A 20512-nucleotide genomic window follows, 5' to 3' on the forward strand; every position below is an offset into this window, starting at 1 on the left:
TATTACCGGCAACCAGCGCGGCGGAGAAAACTCGCCGACCGGCCGGCTGCCCGCCGGCGGTCGCAGATTTCTGCTGCGCCGCCTGGAATGCGCGTTGCTGGACCGCGACATCAACACGGTCGACGAACCACTGCGCGCGCACTCGGCGTCGCTCACGGCCGGCTGTGTCCTGGCGGCCGTCGCCGTGGCCGGGTGCGCGGTGCTGGGTTTGCTGCGGCCCCGCGCGGACCTCGAGCACACCCGGATCGCGATGGTCCAGCCGTCCGGCGCGCTGTACGTGCGCGTGGGCGATATCTGGCACCCGGCACTGAACCTGGCCTCGGCGCGGTTGATCGTCGGGGCGGCCGACAGCCCGCGACCGGTGCGTGAGTCCGATTTGAGCCGCACCAAACGCGGTCCGCTGCTGGGCATTCCGGGCGCCCCGCAGCTGCTCGGCAAGCCGCTGCCGCCTGACCAGTCCGCGTGGACGATCTGCGACACCGACGCCACCGGCGCCACGACGGTCGTCGTCGGGCCCGCCGACGTGCCGGCGTTCGCGCGCGTGGCGGCCGACCAGGCCATGCTGGTCGCACCCCCCGCTGGTTCGCCGGCATACCTGCTCTACAACGGCCAGCGAGCGGTGGTGGACCTCGCCGACGCCGCGGTGCTGCGGGCGCTCAGGCTGGAGGGCCGCAGCCCGCGGCTCGTCTCGCGGTCGTTGCTGAACGCGGTGCCCGAGGCGCCCGCGATCAGCGTCCCGCGCATCCCGGGCGCCGGCGGCCCGGCGGCCGGGCTGCCGGGGTTCGCCGTCGGCGCTGTGCTGCGCATCGGGCGCGGCGGCGGTGAGCAGTATTACGCCGTGCTGGCCTCGGGCGTCCAGCGCATCGGGCAGGTGGCGGCGGACCTGCTGCGCTTCCGCAACTCACAGGGCACCACCGATGCGGTCGCGGTGGCCCCGGACGTGATCCGGGCCGCCGGAGTCGTCGACACCCTGCCGGTGGCCGGTTACCCGGACCGGGCGCCCACCCTGACCGACGGTGCCGGCACGGTGTGCGTCGGGTGGCGGCCGGTGCCGACGGGGCATCCCGACCTCGCGTTCCTGCACGGGACCGGCGTGCCGGTGCCGTCCGGACGAGCGCCGGTGGGCCTGGCGCGAGCCGACGGCCGCGGTCCCGCGCTGGACGCGGTGTATTTGCCACCCGGCCGGAGCGCCTACGTGCGCGGGGAGGGCCGGGGCGGCGCGCGATACCTCGTCATCGACACCGGGGTGCGGTTCGCGATTCACGACGACGAGGCGGAACGTGACCTCGGGCTCTCGGCCCCGGCCGCCGCGCCGTGGCCGGTGTTGGCCGCGTTGCCGTCCGGGCCGGAGCTGGCCAGGCAAAGCGCCTCAGCCGCCCACGACGCGGTTGCGGGGCCGTAACCGCGGCGCGGCCGCGCCGGCCGCGAGCACCGCTGTCAGCGCGAGCAGGCAGATGGCCGTGCCGCGCAGCGCCGTGGCCCGTGCGCCGAGATGTGGCGGCCCCGGCGGGGGCGGCGTGGCGATCGGCGGCGCGGTGTCGTTGTGGGGGTGTCCGGCGGCGCACCGGCGTCGGTGCTGATCGCCGCCAGGGCATCGATCGTGCCGCTGCCCACAAGCGGATCCCACCCGGCGGGCGGGTGGTGCGCGGTCGACTCGATGCGCTGCATCACCTGCCGCGCGGTCAACGCCGGAAACCGGGCCCGGATCAGCGCGGCCACGCCACTGACCAGCGGGGCGGCGTAGCTGGTGCCGGACACCGGTTCCGAGCCGAGCGGAGTCACCGCCTCGCCGAGCGCCGCGACGTCCACCCACGGCCCGGCAAGCGTGAACGCCGACGGCGTCCCGTCGGCGCTGACCGAGCCGACCGTGAGCACGTAGTCGTCGTACCAGGCCGGGCTGGCCACCACCGATACGGTCTGCCAGGTCGCGTCCGGCCGTTGGGGCGGACACTGGGCGGCCCCACCGGTGTTGCCCGCCGCGGCCACGATCACGGCATTCTTGACGTCCACCGCGTAGGCCAGGGCGGCACCCAGCGCTCGGTCGTCGGGCGCCGACGCGACCGGAACGCAAGCCACCGACGAAACGTTGATCACCGATGCGCCGAGGTCGGCCGCCGTCCTGATGGCCTTGGCCATGGTGTCGACGTCTCCGACCCCGGCGCGGGACCGCGCGCCGGCGGGAGCGAACTTCGCGCTGGACTGGCGGATGCTGATCAACGTGGCCTCGGGCGCCACCCCGCCGAACCCGTCGGCAGCCGAATCCGGTCTGGCGGCGATGATCGCGGCGACCAGGGTGCCGTGGGCGTCGCAGTCCTGGGTGCCGTCGCCGCCGGCCACGTAATCGCCGCCGGCCACCACGTCGGGCAGCCGGCGCTGGCGTGAGACCCCGGTGTCGATGACCGCGATCCGTTGTCCCGCACCGCGCGTCAGCTGCCAGACCCGCGGAAGGTCGTCGAGGCCCGCGAGCTGGCCACGGCCCGTTGTGGAGCCGGCCGGGATCGTCGCACACACCTCGCGCTGCACCGTCGGCCACGGCGGCGCCGGGAGAGCCGGCTTCGGCAACAACGTGTCGTCGATCTGCGGCGGCGAAACCGCCTGCGCCCAGGGCGATCCCGGGACAACCAGCGCGGCGAGCGCCGCCGCCGCCAGCAGGCGCACCAGGCGGGTGGCGATCACGTCAGGCTCAACCCGCGGACGGCGGAGTACAGCCCGGACGCCCAGGCCGCCAGGGGCACCACCGCCGCCAGCGCCAGCCATTCCAGGATCTCGGCGCCGCGCCGCAGCGCCGGCGGGAGCGCTACCGCCGGGGCGACGAAGCCCAGGTGAATCGCCGCGGCGGCCAGCGACGCCGTCGCCGCGGTTATCCATGCCCCGCGCCCGTCCGTGGCCGAGGCCGCGACCGCGAACGTCGCGGCGACGACGGTCGTCCCGCCGATGGCGCACACCAGTGCGCGTGCTTGACCCTGCGACCGGGCGCGCGCCAGCAGCAGCGCGCCGGCGAGGCCGCCGAAAGCCAGGCAGCTCGGCCGCGGGGCGCCCGCTAGCACGGTGACGACGGCGCCGAGGGCGGCCGCCGACGAGGCCGCGGAAACCAAGCCGGTGAGCCAGCCCTCGGCGCGAAACGCCTTGTCCGCCAAGTCATCAGCGGGCTCATGATCGAGTGGCGGTGTGAGCCGCGGCGACAACCCGGCCAGCAGGAGGGAGATGCGCGGCGCCCACCCGATCAGGCCGAGCGACGTCAGTGTCAGCACCGACCCGACAGCGGCCACCGGGGCGCCGGTCAGCACCCCTCCCAGCGCGGCGAGCGCAGCGAGCGTAGCCGCACACGCGATCGCCGTCAGCGCGACGACACCGCAGCCGACCGCGCGGATCGCCAGCACCGCCGTGGCCGCCGCCGCGGCGGCGGCCAGCAACGCGTTGGGCAGACCCGGACCGCCGGGCACCGTCAGCAAGCCGGCGACCGCCGAGAACGCGATGCCGGTGACGCTCAGCGCAAGCGCGGCCATCGCGTCGCGATACGACCTGTGTGCGACCGCCGCGCCAAGCAGCGCGATGACCCCGGCCGCCGCCGCGATGCCCGCCGCGGCGCCGTCTTCGCCGAAGCCATTGGCCCTCATCTCGTTTCGGATGAGGACCACGGCACCGATGCCGGTGAGGCAGCCCGCCGCCATGGCACCGACGAGACGGGCCGACCGCCGCCGGGGCCCGGGCGCCCGCCCCGCGCGAAGCGCGCTCGCTACGGCCTCGGCCACGTCGTCGCAGCGGGGGGTGAGTCGCGGTGTCGGCGTATGGGTCAAGACCAGCACGTCACCGTCTCGAATGCCGTTCTGCGCCAAGGTCTTCGACGAATCCAACGCGCACGCGCCCGGTGTGAACAGCTGATAGCGCTTGGCCTCGCAATCACCGGAACCGTCAAGGAAGTCCACGATCGACGGGATCAGGACTGCGACGGGAACCTCGGCGGGCAGGGCTAGATCGACGTCGGCGGTGCCCGCATGAACGGACACGCGGCGCAGCCCCGATTCGGACGCAGGCAACGGAGACCCCCTCGCTCGGATTACCGGCACAGTAGCCACGTTTCGGACCCGGTCCATCCGGTTGTCCACAGGCGACTTGCAGCCGACTCGGGCCCCGCTTACCGTCGCCAAACGCTGGGAGGGGGCGAGATTGACTCAAAGTTTCGCGCCGGTGGCGCGGCGGCCGCCGCCGGCGGTCGCCACCGCGGACGTCGTCGTCGAGGCGCCACCGGACCCGCCACCTCGACCCCCGAGCGTGCTGCCTCGGCTGGTGCCGGTTGTCGCATTGGTCGTGAGCCTGGGCGCCATGGCGGCGGCCTACTGGTCCGGCTCGTCGGTCACCCGCAACCCGATGATCGCGGCGTTCCCGATCATGATGCTGGTCTCGACCGCGGTGAGCGTGGCGGCCGGGCGCGGCCCGCGGCGAGCCGGCGGCGTCGACTCGGATCGGGCCGACTATCTCGGATACTTGTGCGAACTGCGCCGCACCGTCACCGAAACCGCGGCGGCCCAGCGTCTTTCGCTGCTCTGGAGCCACCCCGATCCGGACACGCTGTGGACGTTGATCGGGGGGCCTCGGATGTGGGAGCGGCAGGTGCGCGACACCGACTTCGGCGTGGTCCGCGCCGGCCTGGGAACGCAGCCGCTGGCCACCCGGTTGGTGGCCCCGGAGCCGAAATCGGGGCAGCGCGCGGATCCGGTCACCGCCACGGCCCTGCGTCGATTCCTCGACGCACAGTCGACGGTGGGCGAGGTGCCCCTCACCGTGGGGCTGGGAGCCGAAGGGACGGTGACGGTCGACGGCGACGGGGAGGCGGTGCGCGCACTGCTGCGGGCACTGATCTGCCAACTGGCCGTGCTGCACCCACCGGACCAACTGCTGGTCGTCGCCGCGCTCAGCGACCGCCATCATGCCGACTGGGATTGGCTGAAGTGGTTGCCGCACAACCAGCATCCGGTCGCCACGGACGCGGTGGGATCCGCCCGCCTGGTGTATCGGAGCCTGGGGCAGGCCCGCGACGCTATAACCGGTGCCGGCGCACCGCACCGGGTGATCGTCGCCGACCTGGACGACCGCACCGATCCGGATGTCGCCGAGACGATTACCGGTGCGACCATCCTGCGGGTCTGCGCCCGCGCCGACGACACGGCGGTGACGGTCCGTCGTGCCGGCGTGGTTCAGCCGCTGCCACGGCCCGACCGGATGAGTCGGTTGGACGCGCTGGTATGCGCCCGTCGGCTCGCGAAATACCGCGCCGGCTCGAGCGGGGCCGACGAAATCGCCTGGCTCGAGGTGGCCGGGCCGGCCGATGCCGCACACGCCGGTCGGCTCCGCGTTCCCATCGGCACCACCGCCGACGGAGCGCCGCTGCTGCTGGACATCAAAGAGGCCGCCGAAAACGGCATGGGGCCACATGGCCTGTGCGTGGGCGCCACCGGGTCGGGCAAGTCGGAGCTGCTGCGCACCATCGCGGTGGGCATGATGGCCCGGAACTCCCCGGAGGAACTCAACCTGCTGCTCATCGATTTCAAGGGCGGCGCAACGTTTCTCGATCTGTCGCGGGCCCCTCACGTGGCCGCGGTCATCACCAACCTTGCCGAGGAGGCGCCGTTGGTGGCCCGCATGCACGACGCGCTGGCGGGCGAGATGAACCGCCGGCAACAGCTGCTGCGAACGGCGCGCTGCGCCGGCGTCGCGGCCTACCAGCGGGCGCGTCGAGCGGGCGGCGCCTTGCCCCCGCTGCCGACATTGTTCATCGTCGTCGACGAATTCTCCGAATTGCTCAGCCAGCACCCCGATTTCGCCGACATCTTCGTCGCGATCGGCCGGCTCGGCCGCTCGCTGGGGATGCACCTGCTGCTGGCCAGTCAGCGGCTCGACGAGGGCCGGCTGCGCGGGCTGGAGGCGCATCTGTCCTACCGCATCTGCCTGAAGACCCTCTCCGCGGGAGAATCGCGGGCGGCGCTGGGTACACCCGATGCGTATCACCTGCCGAATACGCCCGGCGCGGGTTTGCTCCGCTGCAGCCACGGCGAACCGGTTCGCTTTCAGGCCGCGTTCGTTTCGGCGCCGCTGCGCGTCGCGCCGCGGCGCGTCGCGGCGGTGCGGGCGCCGTCGGTCAGCCTCTTCAGCGCCCGGCCGGCCGGCGCCCCGGCGCGGGCGACGGAGGTGGCCGCGCCGCCGCCAAGGACCGTCCTGCAAGCCGTCCTGGACCGCCTGGAGGGACAGGGACCGCCCGCGCACCCGGTGTGGCTACCGCCGCTGGGCGCGCCGCCCGCGCTGGGCGCCCTGCTCGGCGACGGTGCGCCCGTGTTGGCCGACCTGACCGTTGCGATCGGCATCGTCGACCGACCATTCGAGCAGTGCCACACCCCGCTGACGGTCGACTTATCCGGGGCCGCAGGCAACGTCGCGGTCGTCGGTGCGCCCCGATCGGGCAAGTCGAGCGCGCTGCGAACCCTTGTCACCGCCTTGGCCGCGACGCACGACGCGCACCGGGTCCACTTCTACTGCCTGGACTTCGGCGGTGGGGCGCTGGCGTCGCTGCGCTCCTTGCCGCATGTGGGCGCCGTCGCCGGGCGGGCCGAGCCGGAGCTGGTGCGGCGGACGGTCGCCGAGCTGGAGTGCGTCATCCGTTGCAGGGAGGCGCGGAGGTCCGATGAACCCGTCGCCGACGTGTTCCTCGTCGTCGACGGCTGGGCCGGCCTGCGTCACGAGTTCGAGGCGCTCGAGGGCCCGATCACCGCGCTTGCCGCGCAAGGCCTTTCGTTCGGCGTGCACCTGATGTTGTCGGCGTCGCGCTGGGCGGAGATCAGGCCGTCGCTGAAGGATCAAATCGGCACCCGCATCGAGCTGCGGCTGGGTGATCCCGCGGATTCCGAGATCGACCGCAAGCGGGCCCGGCAGGTGCCCCACGATCGCCCGGGCCGCGGCCTGTCCCCCGAGGGGCTGCACATGGTGATCGCCCGGCCCATCGACGACCTTCCCGAGGGCGACGCGGTCGCCCCGCCGATACCGCTGTTGCCCAGCCACGTGGACCTCGACACCGTGGTGCGCGGGGCGGATGCCGGGGCCGCCGGGCGGATCCTCCTCGGCGTCGAGGAGCGCCGGCTCGCCCCGGTGACGGTCGATTTCAGCCGGCATGCGCATCTGCTGATCCTCGGGGACAACGAGTGCGGCAAGACCGCCACGCTGCGCACCCTGTGCCGCGAGATCGTTCGGACGCAATCCTCCGCGCGAGCCGAACTGCTCATCGTCGACTTCCGCCGAGCCCTGCTGGGCGTCGTGGAGTCGGAACACCTTGGCGGCTACGCCACGTCGCCGGCCGCACTCGGTGCGGTGCTGCCGGGTCTGCTCGACGTCCTGCGACGGCGCATGCCACCCGCGGACGCGACCCAGGCGCAGCTGCGGGCGCGGTCCTGGTGGTCGGGGCCGGACGTCTATCTCGTCGTCGACGATTACGACCTCGTCGCGACCCCGGCGGGTAATCCGCTCGCGCCCCTCACCGAATACTTGCCGTTCGCAACGGATCTGGGGCTGCACCTCATCGTGGCGCGCCGCAGCGGCGGCGCCGAGCGCGCGTTGTTCGAGCCGCTGTTGGCCGGGCTGCGCGACCTCGGCTGCCTGACGCTGACGATGAGCAGGCGCCCGGACGACGGTCCCCTGTGGGGCCCCGGCCGCCCCGCGCGATTGCCGCCGGGCCGAGGCCTGCTGGCCGCGAGCGGCGGCGACGAACTGCTCGTACAAGTGGCCTGGACCCCGGCGCCGTGAGACCGGCCACCGGCCCACGCCGCGCGATCATCGAGGCGGGGCCCGGCACGATCCGCCGATTGTGTTGTGGCACAACGGCACAGCCTGACGACGACACATCTGAGATCGTCGGGGAGGCGCTGGGCGCGATAGACGATCGGGTGGCGCTCGTCGCCGGCCGCCCGGTCACCGTCGACTCGTTGTGGCGCAGCGTGTTTCGGTCACTGGAGTGCGAGCACCGCGACGGCCTGGTCCTGGTGCATCCGTCATGGTGGTCGTCGGCGCGTGTCGCCGTGGCGACCAACGCCGCCAAGCGGACGACCGGCGAGGTGGTGGCGCGCCCCCGGGCCTGGCTGCTGGCGCAGGCGGCCGACGGGCGCCGCGACGCGACCGTCGTCGTGGAGATCGACGAGCGGCTGGTGGTGGTCACCGGCGCGCGGACGGCCGCGATACCCCGGATCGAAGAACCGGCCCTTATCGTCGAGCAGACCGTGGCGGTCGTCGCGGACATGGCGCGGGGGACGGCGACCACCGTGGTGATCGATGCTCCCGCAACGGTCGCGGCGGCGGTGCCGCTCGGCGCATCGCTAGCCGCTGCGCTGCGCGACGGCGGGCGACCGGTGATCGAAATCGGTGACGCCCGGCTGTGCCGCGTGGCCCGGTCCGCGCTGGCGATCCCCGACGAGCCCCGCGTGGCCGGCGGGGACGACGAGCGCGGCCCGGTTCGCCGCCGACGCCGGATGGCGGCCGGCGCCTCGGGTGCGGCCGTCGTCGTGACCGGCTTGTTGCTGGGGCTTCCCGCCGTGGCGGCGCCGGGCCGTCGGGGGACGCCGCCGCCGGTGCCGGTCCCGGCGGCGCCGACGACGTTTCTGGTCGAAGGGCGCGTGGCGCTGGAGGTGCCCGCCGCGTGGCCGACGCAGCGGGTGGTCTCCGGGCCCGGTTCGGCGCGGGTGCAGGTCACGTCGCCCACGGATCCGGAGGTCGCCTTGCACGTCACGCAGTCGCCCGTGGCCGGCGAGACGCTAAGCGGCGCCGCCGAGCGGTTGAAGCACGCGATCGACGCGGAGGCCGCCGGGGTGTTCGTCGACTTCAATCCGTCCGGCGCCACGGCGGGACGGCCCGCGGTGACCTATCGCGAGGTGCGCCCGCAGCATCACGTGCGGTGGACGGTGCTGCTGGACGGCCCGGTCCGGATCAGCATCGGCTGCCAGAGCCGGCCCGGCGACGAGGACGCCGTCCGCGAGGCCTGCGAGCGGGCGGTGCGGTCCGCCCACGCGATCGGATAGGCCGGCGACCGAGACGGACGGAACCGAACCGGCACCGGCGCGGTCCTACTTGTATGGCGAACACATTGAGCACCGACTTCGACCTGATGCGCTCGGTCGCGGACACGACGGACGCGCGCAATGACGAAATCCGGGCGACGTTGCAGGCCTTCATCAGCAGGATGAGCAACACGCCGCCATCGGTGTGGGGCGGGCTCGCGGCGGGGCGGTTCAAAGAGGTGGTCGATCGCTGGAACGCCGAGTCGACGCGGCTGTATCACGTCTTGCACAGGATCGCCGAGACCATCCGGCACAACGAGGCCACGCTGCGGGCGGCGGGCCACGATCATGCCGACCGCATCGTTGCGGCCGGCGGAAACTTGTGACGGGCGGGCGACCCGTGGACCCCGTGCTCTCGTACAACTTCGGCGAAATCGAATACTCGGTACGCCAGGAGATCCACGCCACCGCGGCCCGTTTCAACGCCGCGCTAGACGAACTCAGGTCACAGATCGCGCCGTTGCACCAGATGTGGACCCGCGAGGCGGCGGCCGCCTACCAGGCCGAGCAGCTCAAGTGGCATCAGGCGGCGACCGCGCTGAACGAGATACTGGTCGACCTTGGACACGCGGTGGCAGACGGCGCGCACGAGGTGGCGAACGCCGACCGCCGCGCAGCCGGCGTCTGGGGAGGTTAGGGCCCGAGAGCCAGATAGCCCCTGTGTGGTCCCGGCGGAGGAGAGCCGCCGGGACCACACAGTCGTTTTGACCTGCGGGGACGCGCATCGGTAAGCTGCTCGGTTGGCGTGCGGTACGCCGGGGCCTCGGGTCAACGTCGGTCGCCGAGATTAACCCCACCGTGGACGCCTGACCGGCACCCGGCTCGACCCGGGATCCACCTCGAGAAGAAGAGAAGGTAAGCGCTGTGCCCACCTATGCGCCCAAGGCGGGTGACACCACGCGGTCGTGGTACGTCATCGACGCCACGGACGTGGTGCTTGGCCGCCTTGCCGTCGCGGCGGCCACCCTGCTGCGCGGCAAGCACAAGCCGACGTTCGCCCCCAACGTCGACGGCGGTGATTACGTCATCGTCGTCAACGCCGACAAGGTCGCCATCAGCGGCGACAAGCTGCGGAGCAAGCTGGCCTACCGCCACTCGGGGTATCCCGGCGGCCTGCGCAGCCGCTCGATCGGCGAGCTGATGCAAAAGCACCCGACCCGCGTCGTGGAGAAGGCGATCGTCGGCATGCTGCCCAAGAACAAGCTGAGCCGTCAGATCCAGCGCAAGCTGCACGTCTACGCCGGCCCCGAGCACCCCCACACCGCTCAGCAGCCGGTTCCGTTCGAGATCAAGCAGGTGGCCCAGTGACCGAGACAACCGAGGCCCTCGAGGCCACCGCCACCGCGGACGTGGCGACGGAGGCCCCGGCCGCCGTGGCCGGCGAATCGTTCGTGTTCGAGCGGCCCATCCAGACCGTCGGCCGCCGCAAGGAGGCCGTGGTGCGGGTGCGCCTGGTGCCCGGCACCGGCAAGTTCGACCTCAACGGCCGCAGCCTGGAGGACTACTTCCCCAACAAGGTGCACCAGCAGCTGATCAAGGCCCCGCTGGTCACCGTCGACCGGGCGGAAAGCTTCGACATCTTCGCCCTGCTGCACGGCGGCGGGCCGTCGGGTCAGGCCGGTGCGCTGCGCCTGGGCATCGCCCGCGCGCTGATCATCGCGTCGCCGGAGGACCGGCCCGCGCTGAAGAAGGCCGGCTTTTTGACCCGTGACCCGCGGGCCACCGAGCGCAAGAAGTACGGCCTGAAGAAGGCCCGCAAGGCGCCGCAGTACAGCAAGCGCTGATCAACCGTCACTTTCTGGCCGCAATCGTGCGTCTGTGCATGGTGGCGCGGCGTGCCCGCGCGCATCCGTGCGCGGTTTCGGTCAGAAAAGAACGGGCACGTTAAGTGCACGTTGGTTCTCGGTCGTCAACTGTGAGAGGTTTGTCCGCATGGGTCGACTATTCGGCACCGACGGCGTACGCGGGGTCGCCAACCGCGAGCTGACCGCCGAGCTGGCCCTGGCGCTGGGCGCCGCGGCGGCGCGGCGCCTGGCGGGCGCGGGCGGACCGGGCCGGCGGGTCGCCGTGATCGGCCGCGACCCGCGGGCCAGCGGCGAAATGCTGGAGGCGGCGGTGATCGCCGGGCTGACCAGCCAGGGCGTCGACGCGTTGCGGGTCGGGGTGCTTCCCACCCCGGCCGTGGCCTACCTGACCGGCGCGTACGACGCCGACTTCGGGGTGATGATCTCGGCGTCGCACAACCCGATGCCCGACAACGGCATCAAGATCTTCGGCCCGGGCGGCCACAAGCTCGACGACGACACCGAGGACCAGATCGAAGAGCTGGTGGCGGCCGGACCCGGGCTGCGCCCGGTCGGCGCCGGGATCGGGCGCGTCGTGGACGCCGAGGACGCCGCCGACCGCTACCTGCGCCACCTGAGCAAGGCCGCCACGCTGCGCCTGGACGGCCTGACCGTGGTGGTCGACTGCGCGCACGGCGCGGCGTCGTCGGTGGCGCCGCGCGCCTACCGGGCGGCCGGGGCGCGGGTGATCGCGATCAACGCCGACCCCAACGGCCTCAACATCAACGACGGCTGCGGCTCGACGCACCTGGATTCGCTGCGCGCGGCCGTCGTGGACCACCGCGCCGACCTGGGGCTGGCGCACGACGGGGACGCCGACCGGTGCCTGGCCGTCGACGCCAACGGCGAGCTCGTCGACGGCGACGCGATCATGGTCGTGCTGGCGCTGGCGATGCGGGACGCCGGCGAGCTGGCCTCCGACACGCTGGTGACGACGGTGATGAGCAACCTCGGCCTGCACCTTGCCATGCGCGCGGCGGGCATCACGGTGCGCACCACCGGCGTCGGCGACCGCTACGTCCTCGAGGAGCTGCGGGCCGGCGACTACAGCCTCGGCGGCGAGCAGTCCGGCCACATCGTCATGCCCGCGGTGGGCTCCACCGGCGACGGCATCGTCACCGGGCTGCGGCTGATGACGCGCATGGTCCAAACCGGCTCTGCGCTGGCCGATCTCGCCTCGGCGATGCGGGCGATGCCGCAGGTGCTGATCAACGTCAAGGTCGCCGACAAGGCCACCGCCGCCGCGGCCCCCTCGGTGCGGGCCGCGGTCGCGCGGGCCGAGGCCGAGCTGGGCGACACCGGTCGAATCCTGTTGCGCCCCTCGGGAACCGAGCCGATGATCCGGGTCATGGTGGAGGCACCCGAAGAGGGCATCGCCCAGCGCGTCGCCACCCGGTTGGCCGAAGCGGTGAGCGCCGCGGGCTGATCCTTCGCGCTGGAACCCCGACGCCGCGCCGGGCGTCGGATTAGGCATGAGGTTCGACAGCGCGGGGGTGCACCAGATCGCCGACCAGCTCGGCGCGGCCGCGGAAGTCATCGACGACGCGGTGTCAAATCACTTGGCGCGCCTGGCTTTCGGCGGCTCCGCGGCGGGGCGGGCGCATGGCGCGCGCGGGGACGCGCTGCGCGTCGAGCTGGAGCGTCTCAGGGACGAGGTGTCGCAGTGGTCTCGGGTGGTCGTCGAGACCGCCGCCGCGTTGCGCGCCGGCGCCGACCGCTACGCCGACGCCGACCTGTACGCCGCGGCGCGGATCGCCTGATCGTGGCCGACCGGTGGGACGTCGCCGAGCGCCTCTCGGAGGGCCGGGCCGCCGTCGAGCACACCCAGACGTACGTGCAGGCCTGCCATGCGCTCGGCTACCAGCATCCCGAGATGACGGCGCGCCCGTCCCAGATCCGCGACTGGTACGACACCGAAGACGGGATGGATCTTCGCGCGCTGGACCGCGATTGCGCCGAGCTGCGGGCGGCGGGCGAGGCGCTGACGGACGCGTTGCGGTTGCAGCGCGCCCAGATCGCCCGGCTGGCCGCGGCGTGGAGCGGGCCGGGCGGAGACGCCGCGGTTCGATTCCTGGAGCGCCAGGTCGACACCGCCGGCGCGGTGGCCGCCGAGGTGCGCTCGGCGGCCCAACGGTGCGAGTCGCTGCGCGACAACCTGTGGTACCTCGTCGACTCGAAGGTCGCCGCGGCCGTCGCCATCGACGACCGCACGCGGGCGCAGCGCGCCCAGTGGCTTTCCGCCGCCGCTGCCGTGACCACCGGGGCGGGCGGTCGCGCGGCCGCCGAGGACGTGATCCGCCAACAGGTAAATCCTTACGTGGACAACGAGATTCGGGACGACTGGCTGACCGTGATGCGTTCGACGGCCGAGGGGGTGGCGACGTCCTACGACATGGTCATCGACCGGATGGCGGCCGCGCCGGTGGCGCGTTTCGAGTCTCCCGGCGACCTGGGGCCCGACGACGGGCCGCGTTCGACGAGTCCGCCCGCATCGGCTGGCGTCGTCGCACCCGCCGCGGTGCCCGCCGCGCCGGCCCAAGCCGTTGCGCCGCCGGCGGCGACGACCGCCGCGCCGGCCCAAGCCGTTGCGCCGCCGTCCGTCCCCGCGGCGTCGCTGCCGCCCATCCCCGCGGCCGCGCTGCCCGATCTCGGGTCCACCCTGCCCGATCTCGGGTCCGCGCTCGGCGGCGGTTCGGCCATGCCCGGCGGCGAGCTGGGCGGGTTGGGTGGGTTAGGCGGGCTGGCCGGCCGGATCGTCGATGCGATGGCTTCCCTGCTGGGTCCGGCGCGCGGCGGGCTCGACGACTCGTCGGAGCTCGGGGGCTTCGACGGGGATCCCGACGAGGACCCCTTCCATCCCCTCGACGAGCGCGACGACGACGAGCGCGACGACGAGCGGCGTCGCGAGGATCACGAGGAGCACCCGACGCAAGACACCGAGGAGGCCGACCAAGCCGAGGAGGCCAAGCCGGCCGAAGAGGCCAAGCCGGCCGAGGAGGCGCAGCCCGTCGCGGGGCCAACGCCGCCGGACCCGCCGCCCGCGCAGGCGCCGCCGGAGGACGCGCCCGCACCGGAGCCGGTCGCGGCTCCCGCGCCGGCCCCCGCGCCGCCCGGCGGCGGCCCCGGACCGGGCTCGACGCCCTGCGAAATCGCCGTCGACCAGCTACCGCAGGCGGGGCAGTGACGAATCAGGCGGGGCGCAGCCGCAGGACGTCCTCGACGAAGCGCACCGACTCGCGCGGGTCGGCGGCCAGGGGGCTCACCAGCAGCGTCGTCACGCCGGACTCGGCGAAGGCGGCCAGGCGTTCGGCGACGTACCCGCGCGGGCCGACCAGCGACATCCCGCGGACCAGCTCGTCGGGCACCAGGTCGGTGGCCTCGGCCTTGCGGCCGGACAGGTACAGCTCCTGGATGCGGTCGGCGACCTCGCCATACCCGTAGCGGGTCGCCAGGTCGTGGTAGAAGTTGCGGCCCCTGGCGCCCATCCCGCCGATGTAGAGCGCCAGCTGCGGCTTGGCCCACGCCAGCCGCTCGCCGACGTCGTCGCCGATGGCCAGCGACGCGTGCACCACGACGTCCAGCGGGCCCAGGGCCGGGTCGCGCTTGGCGGCGCCGGCCGCCAGCGCGTCGCCCCACACCGTGTGCGCCTTTTCGGGAAGGTAGAACACCGGCTGCCAGCCCTCGGCGATCTCGGCGGTCAGCTCGACGTTCTTGGGCCCCAGCGCCGCGATCGTGATCGGAATCCGTTCGCGCACAGGGTGATTGATGAGCTGCAGCGGCTTGCCCAGGCCCGTACCGCGGTCGGCGGGCAGCGGGATCTGGTAATGCTTGCCGTCGTGTCGCACCCGCTCGCGGCGCCACACCTTGCGGCAGATCTCCACCACCTCGCGGGTGCGGCCCAGCGGGGCGTCGAACGGGACGCCGTGAAAACCCTCCATCACCTGCGGTCCCGACGTGCCGATGCCCAGCCGGAACCGCCCGTCGGACACGAAGTCCAGGCCCGCCGCGGTCATCGCCAGCAGCGACGGGGTGCGGATGTAGAGGGGAAACACCCCGGAGGCCAGCTCGACGGTGCCGGTCTTGGCGGCCAGGTACCCGAGCTGGCTGACCGCGTCGAAGGAATACGCCTCGGCGACCACCGCGATGTCGATGCCGGCCTTTTCCAGTTCGACGACGCGCTCCACGCCCTCGCGGAAGCCGCCCGAGTAATCCAACGCGATCCCGATTCGCATCCCCGACAGATACCACGGCCGCCGGGGCGGGGCCGCGGACGGGCCGATGCCCGGGCCGACGTCGAGGGGCCGCCGAGCCGAAGCCGCGCTACCCGCTTTCCGTCACTTCAGCAGCGCGGCGATCTTCTCTTCGAGCTTGATCGCCTCGGCCTCGGGATCCACCCGGTCGGTCCGGGGCAGCCTGACGTCGGCGTCGGCGAAGCCGCGGTAGGTCTTGTCGCCGCCGAGCGCATAGAGCAGGTAGCCGGTCAGCAGCGCCCGCACCGACCGCTGGGTGCGCCGGTGCGCGCCGGCCAACCCGACCACCCTCGCCAGCCGCCGGCCCTCGACCAGCCCGCCGGGCTGGGCCTTGCCCACGACGCGCAGCGTCGCGGTGTCCCAGGCGGCGGCCAGCGCCAGCGCGTTGGAGTTGAGCGCCTTGGCGTCGCCCGGCGCGGCCAGGATCAGGCCCGGGACCTTCAGCGCGGCGGCCGGCTGCTCGGCCGGGGGACTGGTGACGGCCGGGAAGATCGCGGCCGCCGCGGCCGGCTTGTCGGGCATGCCGGCCGCGGCGAACACGGCCGCCGACCCGCCGAAACCGTGGCCCACCACGCCGAGCTTGGCGGGGTGCACGCTGATCTTGCCCGGCCCCAGGCGCACGCCCGCCACGACGTCGAGCGCGGTCCCGATATCGAAGGCGAAGTTGAGCACCGACGGCGCCACGCCCCGTTCGGTGTCCGGCGCCCCGGCCACGATGCCCCACGACGCCAGGTGCTCCAGCAGGCCCGCGTAGCGCGCGGCGCCGGTGAGCCAGTCGTGGCCGAAGGCCACGCCCGGCAGGTTGAACCCGGTCTCGGGGGTATACACCACGCCCGGCAAACCGGCGAAGGCCAGGTCACCGCGCAAGACCCGGTGCGGACCACGGCGGCTGAGGGCTGCGACGAGCTTGCGGATGCGGGCCACGGGTCGACGTTAGCGCATCGCGGTGGCGTGCCGGTTGGTGCGGCGGCGCCGCGGGTCCGCCGGGCGCCGGCTAGGCGATGACCTCGATCAGGCCCATCCGCCACAGCACCGCGTAGACCTGGCGCAGCGGAATGCTCAGCAAACGGGCGGCCCCGTCGACCAGGGGGTCGCCGCCGCCGACGGGGGCGCGGTGGGGGCGCTTCGTGACCTGGGCCGGCTCGGGGGCGGTCGACCGCGCCGCGGGTAGGTTCGTCACCACGTCGTCGTGCAGAACAGCGGTCATGGTTCCCCTCCTGGGAGATCTACGCGGGCGGTCAGAGCGGAAGTCCGGTAGTCGGGTGCGACCCGTTCGTACATTCTTCGAATTCAGGGTTGGCGTTTCGAAAGGCCGGACATTGTCGCGGTGTTTACGTGTAGCTGAACTATTGGCGTTGATTTGTGTTGCGACCGACGCCGAGTGCCCGTCACGGTCAACCTTTGGCCCGCAGCTTGTTTCGCGGGGAGCGGTTGGTTGCTGCCAGTCGTCGCCCGACATTTCGCAGTGTAGGGCGGCGGCCCGCCGGCGCACCGAAGGCAACGAAAACGGCGCGAATACATCAGATGAAATCGCCGACGGCCGTTTGTGAAGACGACGTGAATCCATTGCTGCGGTCCTCCCCGGTGTCGGTTTCGATGCCACAGCGTCCCGCGGGGTCCTTGGCGGATTCTCAACGTCGCCTTGGCGCGGGCCGGCGGGGGTTAACCCGCAGGTCGGGTCGGTGCTGACGGCTCCGGCGCGGTCGCTGCACTACCCTGTTCAGGATGTGCGGGATCGTCGGCTACGTCGGGCAGCGCCCGGCCTGCGAGGTCGTCATGGACGCGCTGCGCCGGATGGAGTACCGCGGCTACGACTCCTCGGGAATCGCGCTGGTCGACGGTGACGGCAAACTGACCGTGCGGCGCCGCGCCGGCCGGCTGGCCAACCTGGAAGAGGCCGTCAAAGAAGCAGCCGAGGCGTCCCCCGGGTCGCTCGGCGGCACCACCGGGCTCGGCCATACCCGCTGGGCCACGCACGGCCGTCCCACCGACCGCAACGCCCACCCGCACCGCGACGCCGCCGGCAAGATCGCCGTCGTCCACAACGGGATCATCGAGAACTTCCCGGCGCTGCGCCACGAGCTGGAGGCCCAGGGCGTCGAGTTCGCCAGCGACACCGACACCGAGGTCGCGGTGCACCTGGTGGCTCAGGCGTACCGCCACGGGGACACCGCCGGCGATTTCGCCGCGTCGGTGCTGGCGGTGCTGCGCCGGCTGGAGGGCCACTTCACCCTGGTGTTCGCCAACGCCGACGAGCCGGGCACCATCGTGGCGGCCCGCCGCTCCACCCCGCTGGTCGTCGGGGTCGGCGACGGCGAGATGTTCGTCGGGTCCGACGTGGCCGCTTTCATCCAGCACACCCGCGAGGCCGTCGAACTCGGCCAGGACCAGGCCGTGGTGATCACCGCGGACGGCTACCGCATCACCGACTTCTACGGCAACGACGACCTGCAAGCCGGGCGCGAGTACCGCGAGTTCCACATCGACTGGGACCTCGCCGCCGCCGAAAAGGGCGGCTACGAGTACTTCATGCTCAAGGAGATCGCCGAGCAGCCCACGGCGGTGGCCGACACCCTGCTCGGGCACTTCGTCAACGGCCGCATCGTGCTGGACGAACAGCGCCTCTCCGACCAGGAGCTGCGCGAGATCGACAAGGTGTTCGTGGTCGCCTGCGGCACCGCCTACCACTCCGGGCTGCTGGCCAAATACGCCATCGAGCACTGGACGCGGCTGCCCGTCGAGGTCGAGCTGGCCAGCGAGTTCCGCTACCGCGACCCCGTGCTGGACCGCAGCACGCTGGTGGTCGCCATCTCGCAGTCCGGCGAAACCGCCGACACGCTCGAGGCGGTGCGGCACGCCAAGGAGCAGAAGGCGAAGGTGCTGGCGATCTGCAACACCAACGGCTCGCAGATCCCGCGCGAGAGCGACGCGGTGCTCTACACCCGCGCCGGCCCGGAAATCGGGGTGGCCTCCACCAAGACGTTCCTGGCGCAGATCGCCGCCAACTACCTGGTCGGCCTGGCGCTGGCGCAGGCCCGTGGCACCAAATACCCCGACGAGGTCGAGCGCGAGTTCCGCGAGCTGGAAGCGATGCCGGATTTGGTGGCCCGGGTGCTGTCGACGATCGAGCCGGTGGCCGCCCTGGCGCGCCAGTTCGCCCCGTCGTCGACCGTGCTGTTCCTCGGGCGCCACGTCGGCTACCCGGTGGCGCTGGAGGGCGCGCTCAAACTCAAGGAACTGGCCTACATGCACGCCGAGGGCTTCGCGGCCGGCGAGCTCAAGCACGGCCCCATCGCGCTGATCGAGGACGGGTTGCCCGTCATCGTCGTGATGCCGTCGCCCAAGGGCTCGGCCACGCTGCACGCCAAGCTGCTGTCCAACATCCGCGAGATCCAGACCCGCGGCGCGGTGACGATCGTGATCGCCGAGGAGGGCGACGACACGGTGCGGCCCTACGCCGACCACCTGATCGAAATCCCTTCGGTGTCAACCCTTTTGCAGCCTCTGCTGTCGACCATCCCGCTTCAGGTGTTCGCCGCCTCGGTCGCGCAGGCCCGCGGCTACGACGTCGACAAGCCGCGCAACCTGGCCAAATCCGTCACCGTCGAATAACCGGGCCTAACCGCTTACAATGTTCCGGGCCGTCAATTGATGGCAGTGACCGACTAGGGGCGCGGTGTCGTCGAATCGTTCGTCCGCTCAGGGCAAAAGGTTTCGACGGCTGTTGATGATCGGCCTGGTGGCGCTCTTCGTCGTCACCTACGCCATCACGGTCGGGCTCTATGCCAGATCCGGCTGTGGGTGCCCCCTGCAGGTCACGCAGGGCCGGCCGACGGCGGACGGAACCACCGTGACCATCGACCTCCAGGAGTTGCAGGCGGTGCGGGGCGTGCTGAACGGCAACGTCACCGTCTCGCCCGGATCCGACTTGCTGGACCCGCTGACCGGCGGCCTGCGGGACGATCTCACCGTCGCGGTCCACTCCGCGGTGACGCCCAGCCGGCGCAGCTGGGCCAAGGGCACGGTGCCGGGCGTCTTTGCCGTGCCGCTGCCGATCGCGGGTGACTCGTCGGACTACCCGTTCGACCACTACCGCACGGGCCCGATCACCGTCGATCTCTTCCGCGGCACCAGCCAAGTGCCGCAACGGGTGTCGGTCGCGTTCGTCGACCGCCTGCCGGGCTGGAAGGTGGGCGTACCAGCCGGCGCCAAAACGGATCCGCCCGCCCCCTACCGGATCGAGGTGCACCGGTCGTTGAGCACGGCCGCCTTCGCCGCCGTCATCGTCGCCATGCTGATCGCCGTCGCCGCGATCGGTCTCGTCGTCGCCGTCCAGACGCTCCGTGACCGGCGGAAGTTCCAGCCCCCCATGACGACGTGGTATGCGGCCATGCTGTTCGCGGTGATGCCGCTGCGCAACGCCCTGCCCGACACGCCGCCGATCGGCTCGTGGATCGATGTGACCATCACCTTGTGGGTGATCGTCGCCCTGGTGAACGCGATGCTGATCTACATCGTTTGCTGGTGGCGCCACCTAAAACCCGAGCCGGTACCGGCCGCGCCGTAGGCGACGCTGCACCGGCGCAACGCCGGGCGTGCAAAAGTTGACATCGTGGTGAACACGTCGGTGCGAAAACGCCTGCGGAGCATCTGGCTTTCGGCGCTGCAATTCGTCACCGGCGCGCCGCTGACCTACAGCTGGCTGTTCGCGCTGATGATCACGACGATCATCCAGAACCAACTTCCCGGCCGGCAACTGCACACCGTGCTGCTGCACCGTTCCACCAACATCCACGCGCTGGGCACCGATCCGCTCGACGTGCTGTTCTCCAGCCTGTTGTGGATCGACGGCAAGAACCTCGAGCCCTACCTGCTGCTGTTCACGCTGTTCTTGGCGCCCGCCGAGCACTGGCTGGGCCAGTTGCGTTGGCTCACCATCGGATTGAGCTCCCACATCCTGGCCACCTACCTCAGCGAGGGCATCCTCTACTACGCGATCGAGAACCACGAGGCCTCCGAACGGCTGGTGCACGCCCGCGACATCGGCGTCAGCTACTTCCTCGTCGGCGTGATGGCCGTGCTCGCCTACCACATCGCGCGGCCCTGGCGCTGGGGCTCCCTCGGCGTGCTGTTCGTCATCTACACCTTCCCGCTGCTGACCATGGACCGCCACGAGCTGAACTTCACCGCGATCGGTCACTTCGCCGCGATTTTGATCGGGCTGTGCTTCTACCCGATGGCCCGCGAGCGCAGGCATCCGCCGTTGAACCCCGCCAGGTTCCGAGCCGCCGTGCGGCGGATCGGCGCGCGCGAGGGCTAGACGTTC

General features: G+C 72.2%; 17 protein-coding genes and 1 pseudogene. 13 read left to right on the forward strand and 5 right to left on the reverse strand.

Annotated elements, in window-relative coordinates:
* The first annotated feature begins 1 nt into the window (after window position 1).
* Entirely contained in the window at window positions 2-1402 is a 1401-nt protein-coding gene (gene eccB / locus AWC19_RS17400) for a type VII secretion protein EccB (protein WP_085079363.1), read from the forward strand.
* On the opposite strand, the pseudogene mycP reads toward eccB, so the two are convergent.
* Window positions 1370-2676: pseudogene (gene mycP, locus AWC19_RS17405) on the reverse strand (type VII secretion-associated serine protease mycosin). The gene eccB and the pseudogene mycP sit on opposite strands and share 33 nt — an antisense overlap.
* Window positions 2673-4037: a type VII secretion integral membrane protein EccD gene (gene eccD / locus AWC19_RS17410; protein ID WP_245849070.1), complete on the reverse strand. Its 1365-nt coding sequence runs from the start codon at window positions 4035-4037 to the stop codon at window positions 2673-2675. Before eccD ends, mycP begins: the two are co-directional and overlap by 4 nt.
* A gap of 130 nt (window positions 4038-4167) precedes the next feature.
* On the opposite strand from eccD, the gene eccCa reads away from it, so the two are divergent.
* The 9 genes from eccCa (at window position 4168) to AWC19_RS17455 (ending at window position 14120) form a co-directional block, all read left to right on the forward strand.
* Entirely contained in the window at window positions 4168-7788 is a 3621-nt protein-coding gene (eccCa, locus tag AWC19_RS17415; RefSeq protein ID WP_085079301.1) for a type VII secretion protein EccCa, read from the forward strand.
* Window positions 7785-9053, forward strand: coding sequence for a type VII secretion-associated protein (locus AWC19_RS17420; protein ID WP_245849074.1), 1269 nt, complete (start codon window positions 7785-7787; stop codon window positions 9051-9053). The genes eccCa and AWC19_RS17420 overlap by 4 nt, the downstream gene beginning before the upstream one ends.
* A gap of 53 nt (window positions 9054-9106) precedes the next feature.
* Window positions 9107-9418 carry a WXG100 family type VII secretion target gene (locus AWC19_RS17425; RefSeq protein WP_085079302.1) on the forward strand — a complete coding sequence of 104 codons (312 nt, stop codon included), beginning with the start codon at window positions 9107-9109 and terminating at the stop codon, window positions 9416-9418.
* Window positions 9419-9432: 14 nt separating this feature from the next.
* Window positions 9433-9729 carry a WXG100 family type VII secretion target gene (locus AWC19_RS17430; protein ID WP_085079366.1) on the forward strand — a complete coding sequence of 99 codons (297 nt, stop codon included), beginning with the start codon at window positions 9433-9435 and terminating at the stop codon, window positions 9727-9729.
* Between the two features lie 227 nt (window positions 9730-9956).
* The gene (rplM, locus tag AWC19_RS17435) at window positions 9957-10400 is read left to right on the forward strand and encodes a 50S ribosomal protein L13 (RefSeq protein ID WP_085079303.1); all 444 of its coding nucleotides are present in this window, start codon (window positions 9957-9959) and stop codon (window positions 10398-10400) included.
* Window positions 10397-10876, forward strand: a complete 480-nt coding sequence (rpsI, locus tag AWC19_RS17440) for a 30S ribosomal protein S9 (RefSeq protein WP_085079304.1) — start codon at window positions 10397-10399, stop codon at window positions 10874-10876. Before rplM ends, rpsI begins: the two co-directional genes overlap by 4 nt.
* 148 nt (window positions 10877-11024) lie before the next feature.
* Window positions 11025-12362 carry a phosphoglucosamine mutase gene (glmM, locus tag AWC19_RS17445; RefSeq protein WP_085079305.1) on the forward strand — a complete coding sequence of 446 codons (1338 nt, stop codon included), beginning with the start codon at window positions 11025-11027 and terminating at the stop codon, window positions 12360-12362.
* Window positions 12363-12408: 46 nt separating this feature from the next.
* Window positions 12409-12696, forward strand: a complete 288-nt coding sequence (locus AWC19_RS17450) for a type VII secretion target (RefSeq protein ID WP_085079306.1) — start codon at window positions 12409-12411, stop codon at window positions 12694-12696.
* A 2-nt stretch (window positions 12697-12698) separates the two neighbouring features.
* A complete protein-coding gene (locus AWC19_RS17455; RefSeq protein ID WP_085079307.1) occupies window positions 12699-14120 on the forward strand; it encodes a hypothetical protein in 1422 nt (473 codons plus the stop codon).
* Window positions 14121-14124: 4 nt separating this feature from the next.
* Here AWC19_RS17455 and AWC19_RS17460 read toward each other — a convergent pair whose 3' ends face one another.
* The 3 genes from AWC19_RS17460 to AWC19_RS17470 form a co-directional block, all read right to left on the reverse strand.
* Entirely contained in the window at window positions 14125-15168 is a 1044-nt protein-coding gene (locus tag AWC19_RS17460) for an LLM class F420-dependent oxidoreductase (protein WP_085079308.1), read from the reverse strand.
* A gap of 102 nt (window positions 15169-15270) precedes the next feature.
* Complete coding sequence (locus AWC19_RS17465; RefSeq protein ID WP_085079309.1) at window positions 15271-16110, reverse strand: dienelactone hydrolase family protein; 840 nt, start codon at window positions 16108-16110, stop codon at window positions 15271-15273.
* Window positions 16111-16180: 70 nt separating this feature from the next.
* On the reverse strand, window positions 16181-16393 hold the full coding sequence (locus AWC19_RS17470) for an Rv1535 family protein (RefSeq protein WP_085079310.1): 213 nt from the start codon (window positions 16391-16393) through the stop codon (window positions 16181-16183).
* 518 nt (window positions 16394-16911) lie between these two features.
* On the opposite strand from AWC19_RS17470, the gene glmS reads away from it, so the two are divergent.
* From glmS to AWC19_RS17485, 3 genes are all read left to right on the forward strand, one after another.
* Window positions 16912-18798 carry a glutamine--fructose-6-phosphate transaminase (isomerizing) gene (gene glmS, locus AWC19_RS17475; RefSeq protein ID WP_085079311.1) on the forward strand — a complete coding sequence of 629 codons (1887 nt, stop codon included), beginning with the start codon at window positions 16912-16914 and terminating at the stop codon, window positions 18796-18798.
* Between the two features lie 115 nt (window positions 18799-18913).
* A complete protein-coding gene (locus tag AWC19_RS17480) occupies window positions 18914-19753 on the forward strand; it encodes a DUF4436 domain-containing protein (protein WP_085079312.1) in 840 nt (279 codons plus the stop codon).
* Between the two features lie 45 nt (window positions 19754-19798).
* Window positions 19799-20506, forward strand: coding sequence for a rhomboid-like protein (locus tag AWC19_RS17485; protein WP_245849076.1), 708 nt, complete (start codon window positions 19799-19801; stop codon window positions 20504-20506).
* The last annotated feature ends 6 nt before the right edge of the window (window positions 20507-20512 follow it).

It is taken from the genome of Mycobacterium palustre (genome assembly GCF_002101785.1).
Taxonomy (GTDB): domain Bacteria; phylum Actinomycetota; class Actinomycetes; order Mycobacteriales; family Mycobacteriaceae; genus Mycobacterium; species Mycobacterium palustre.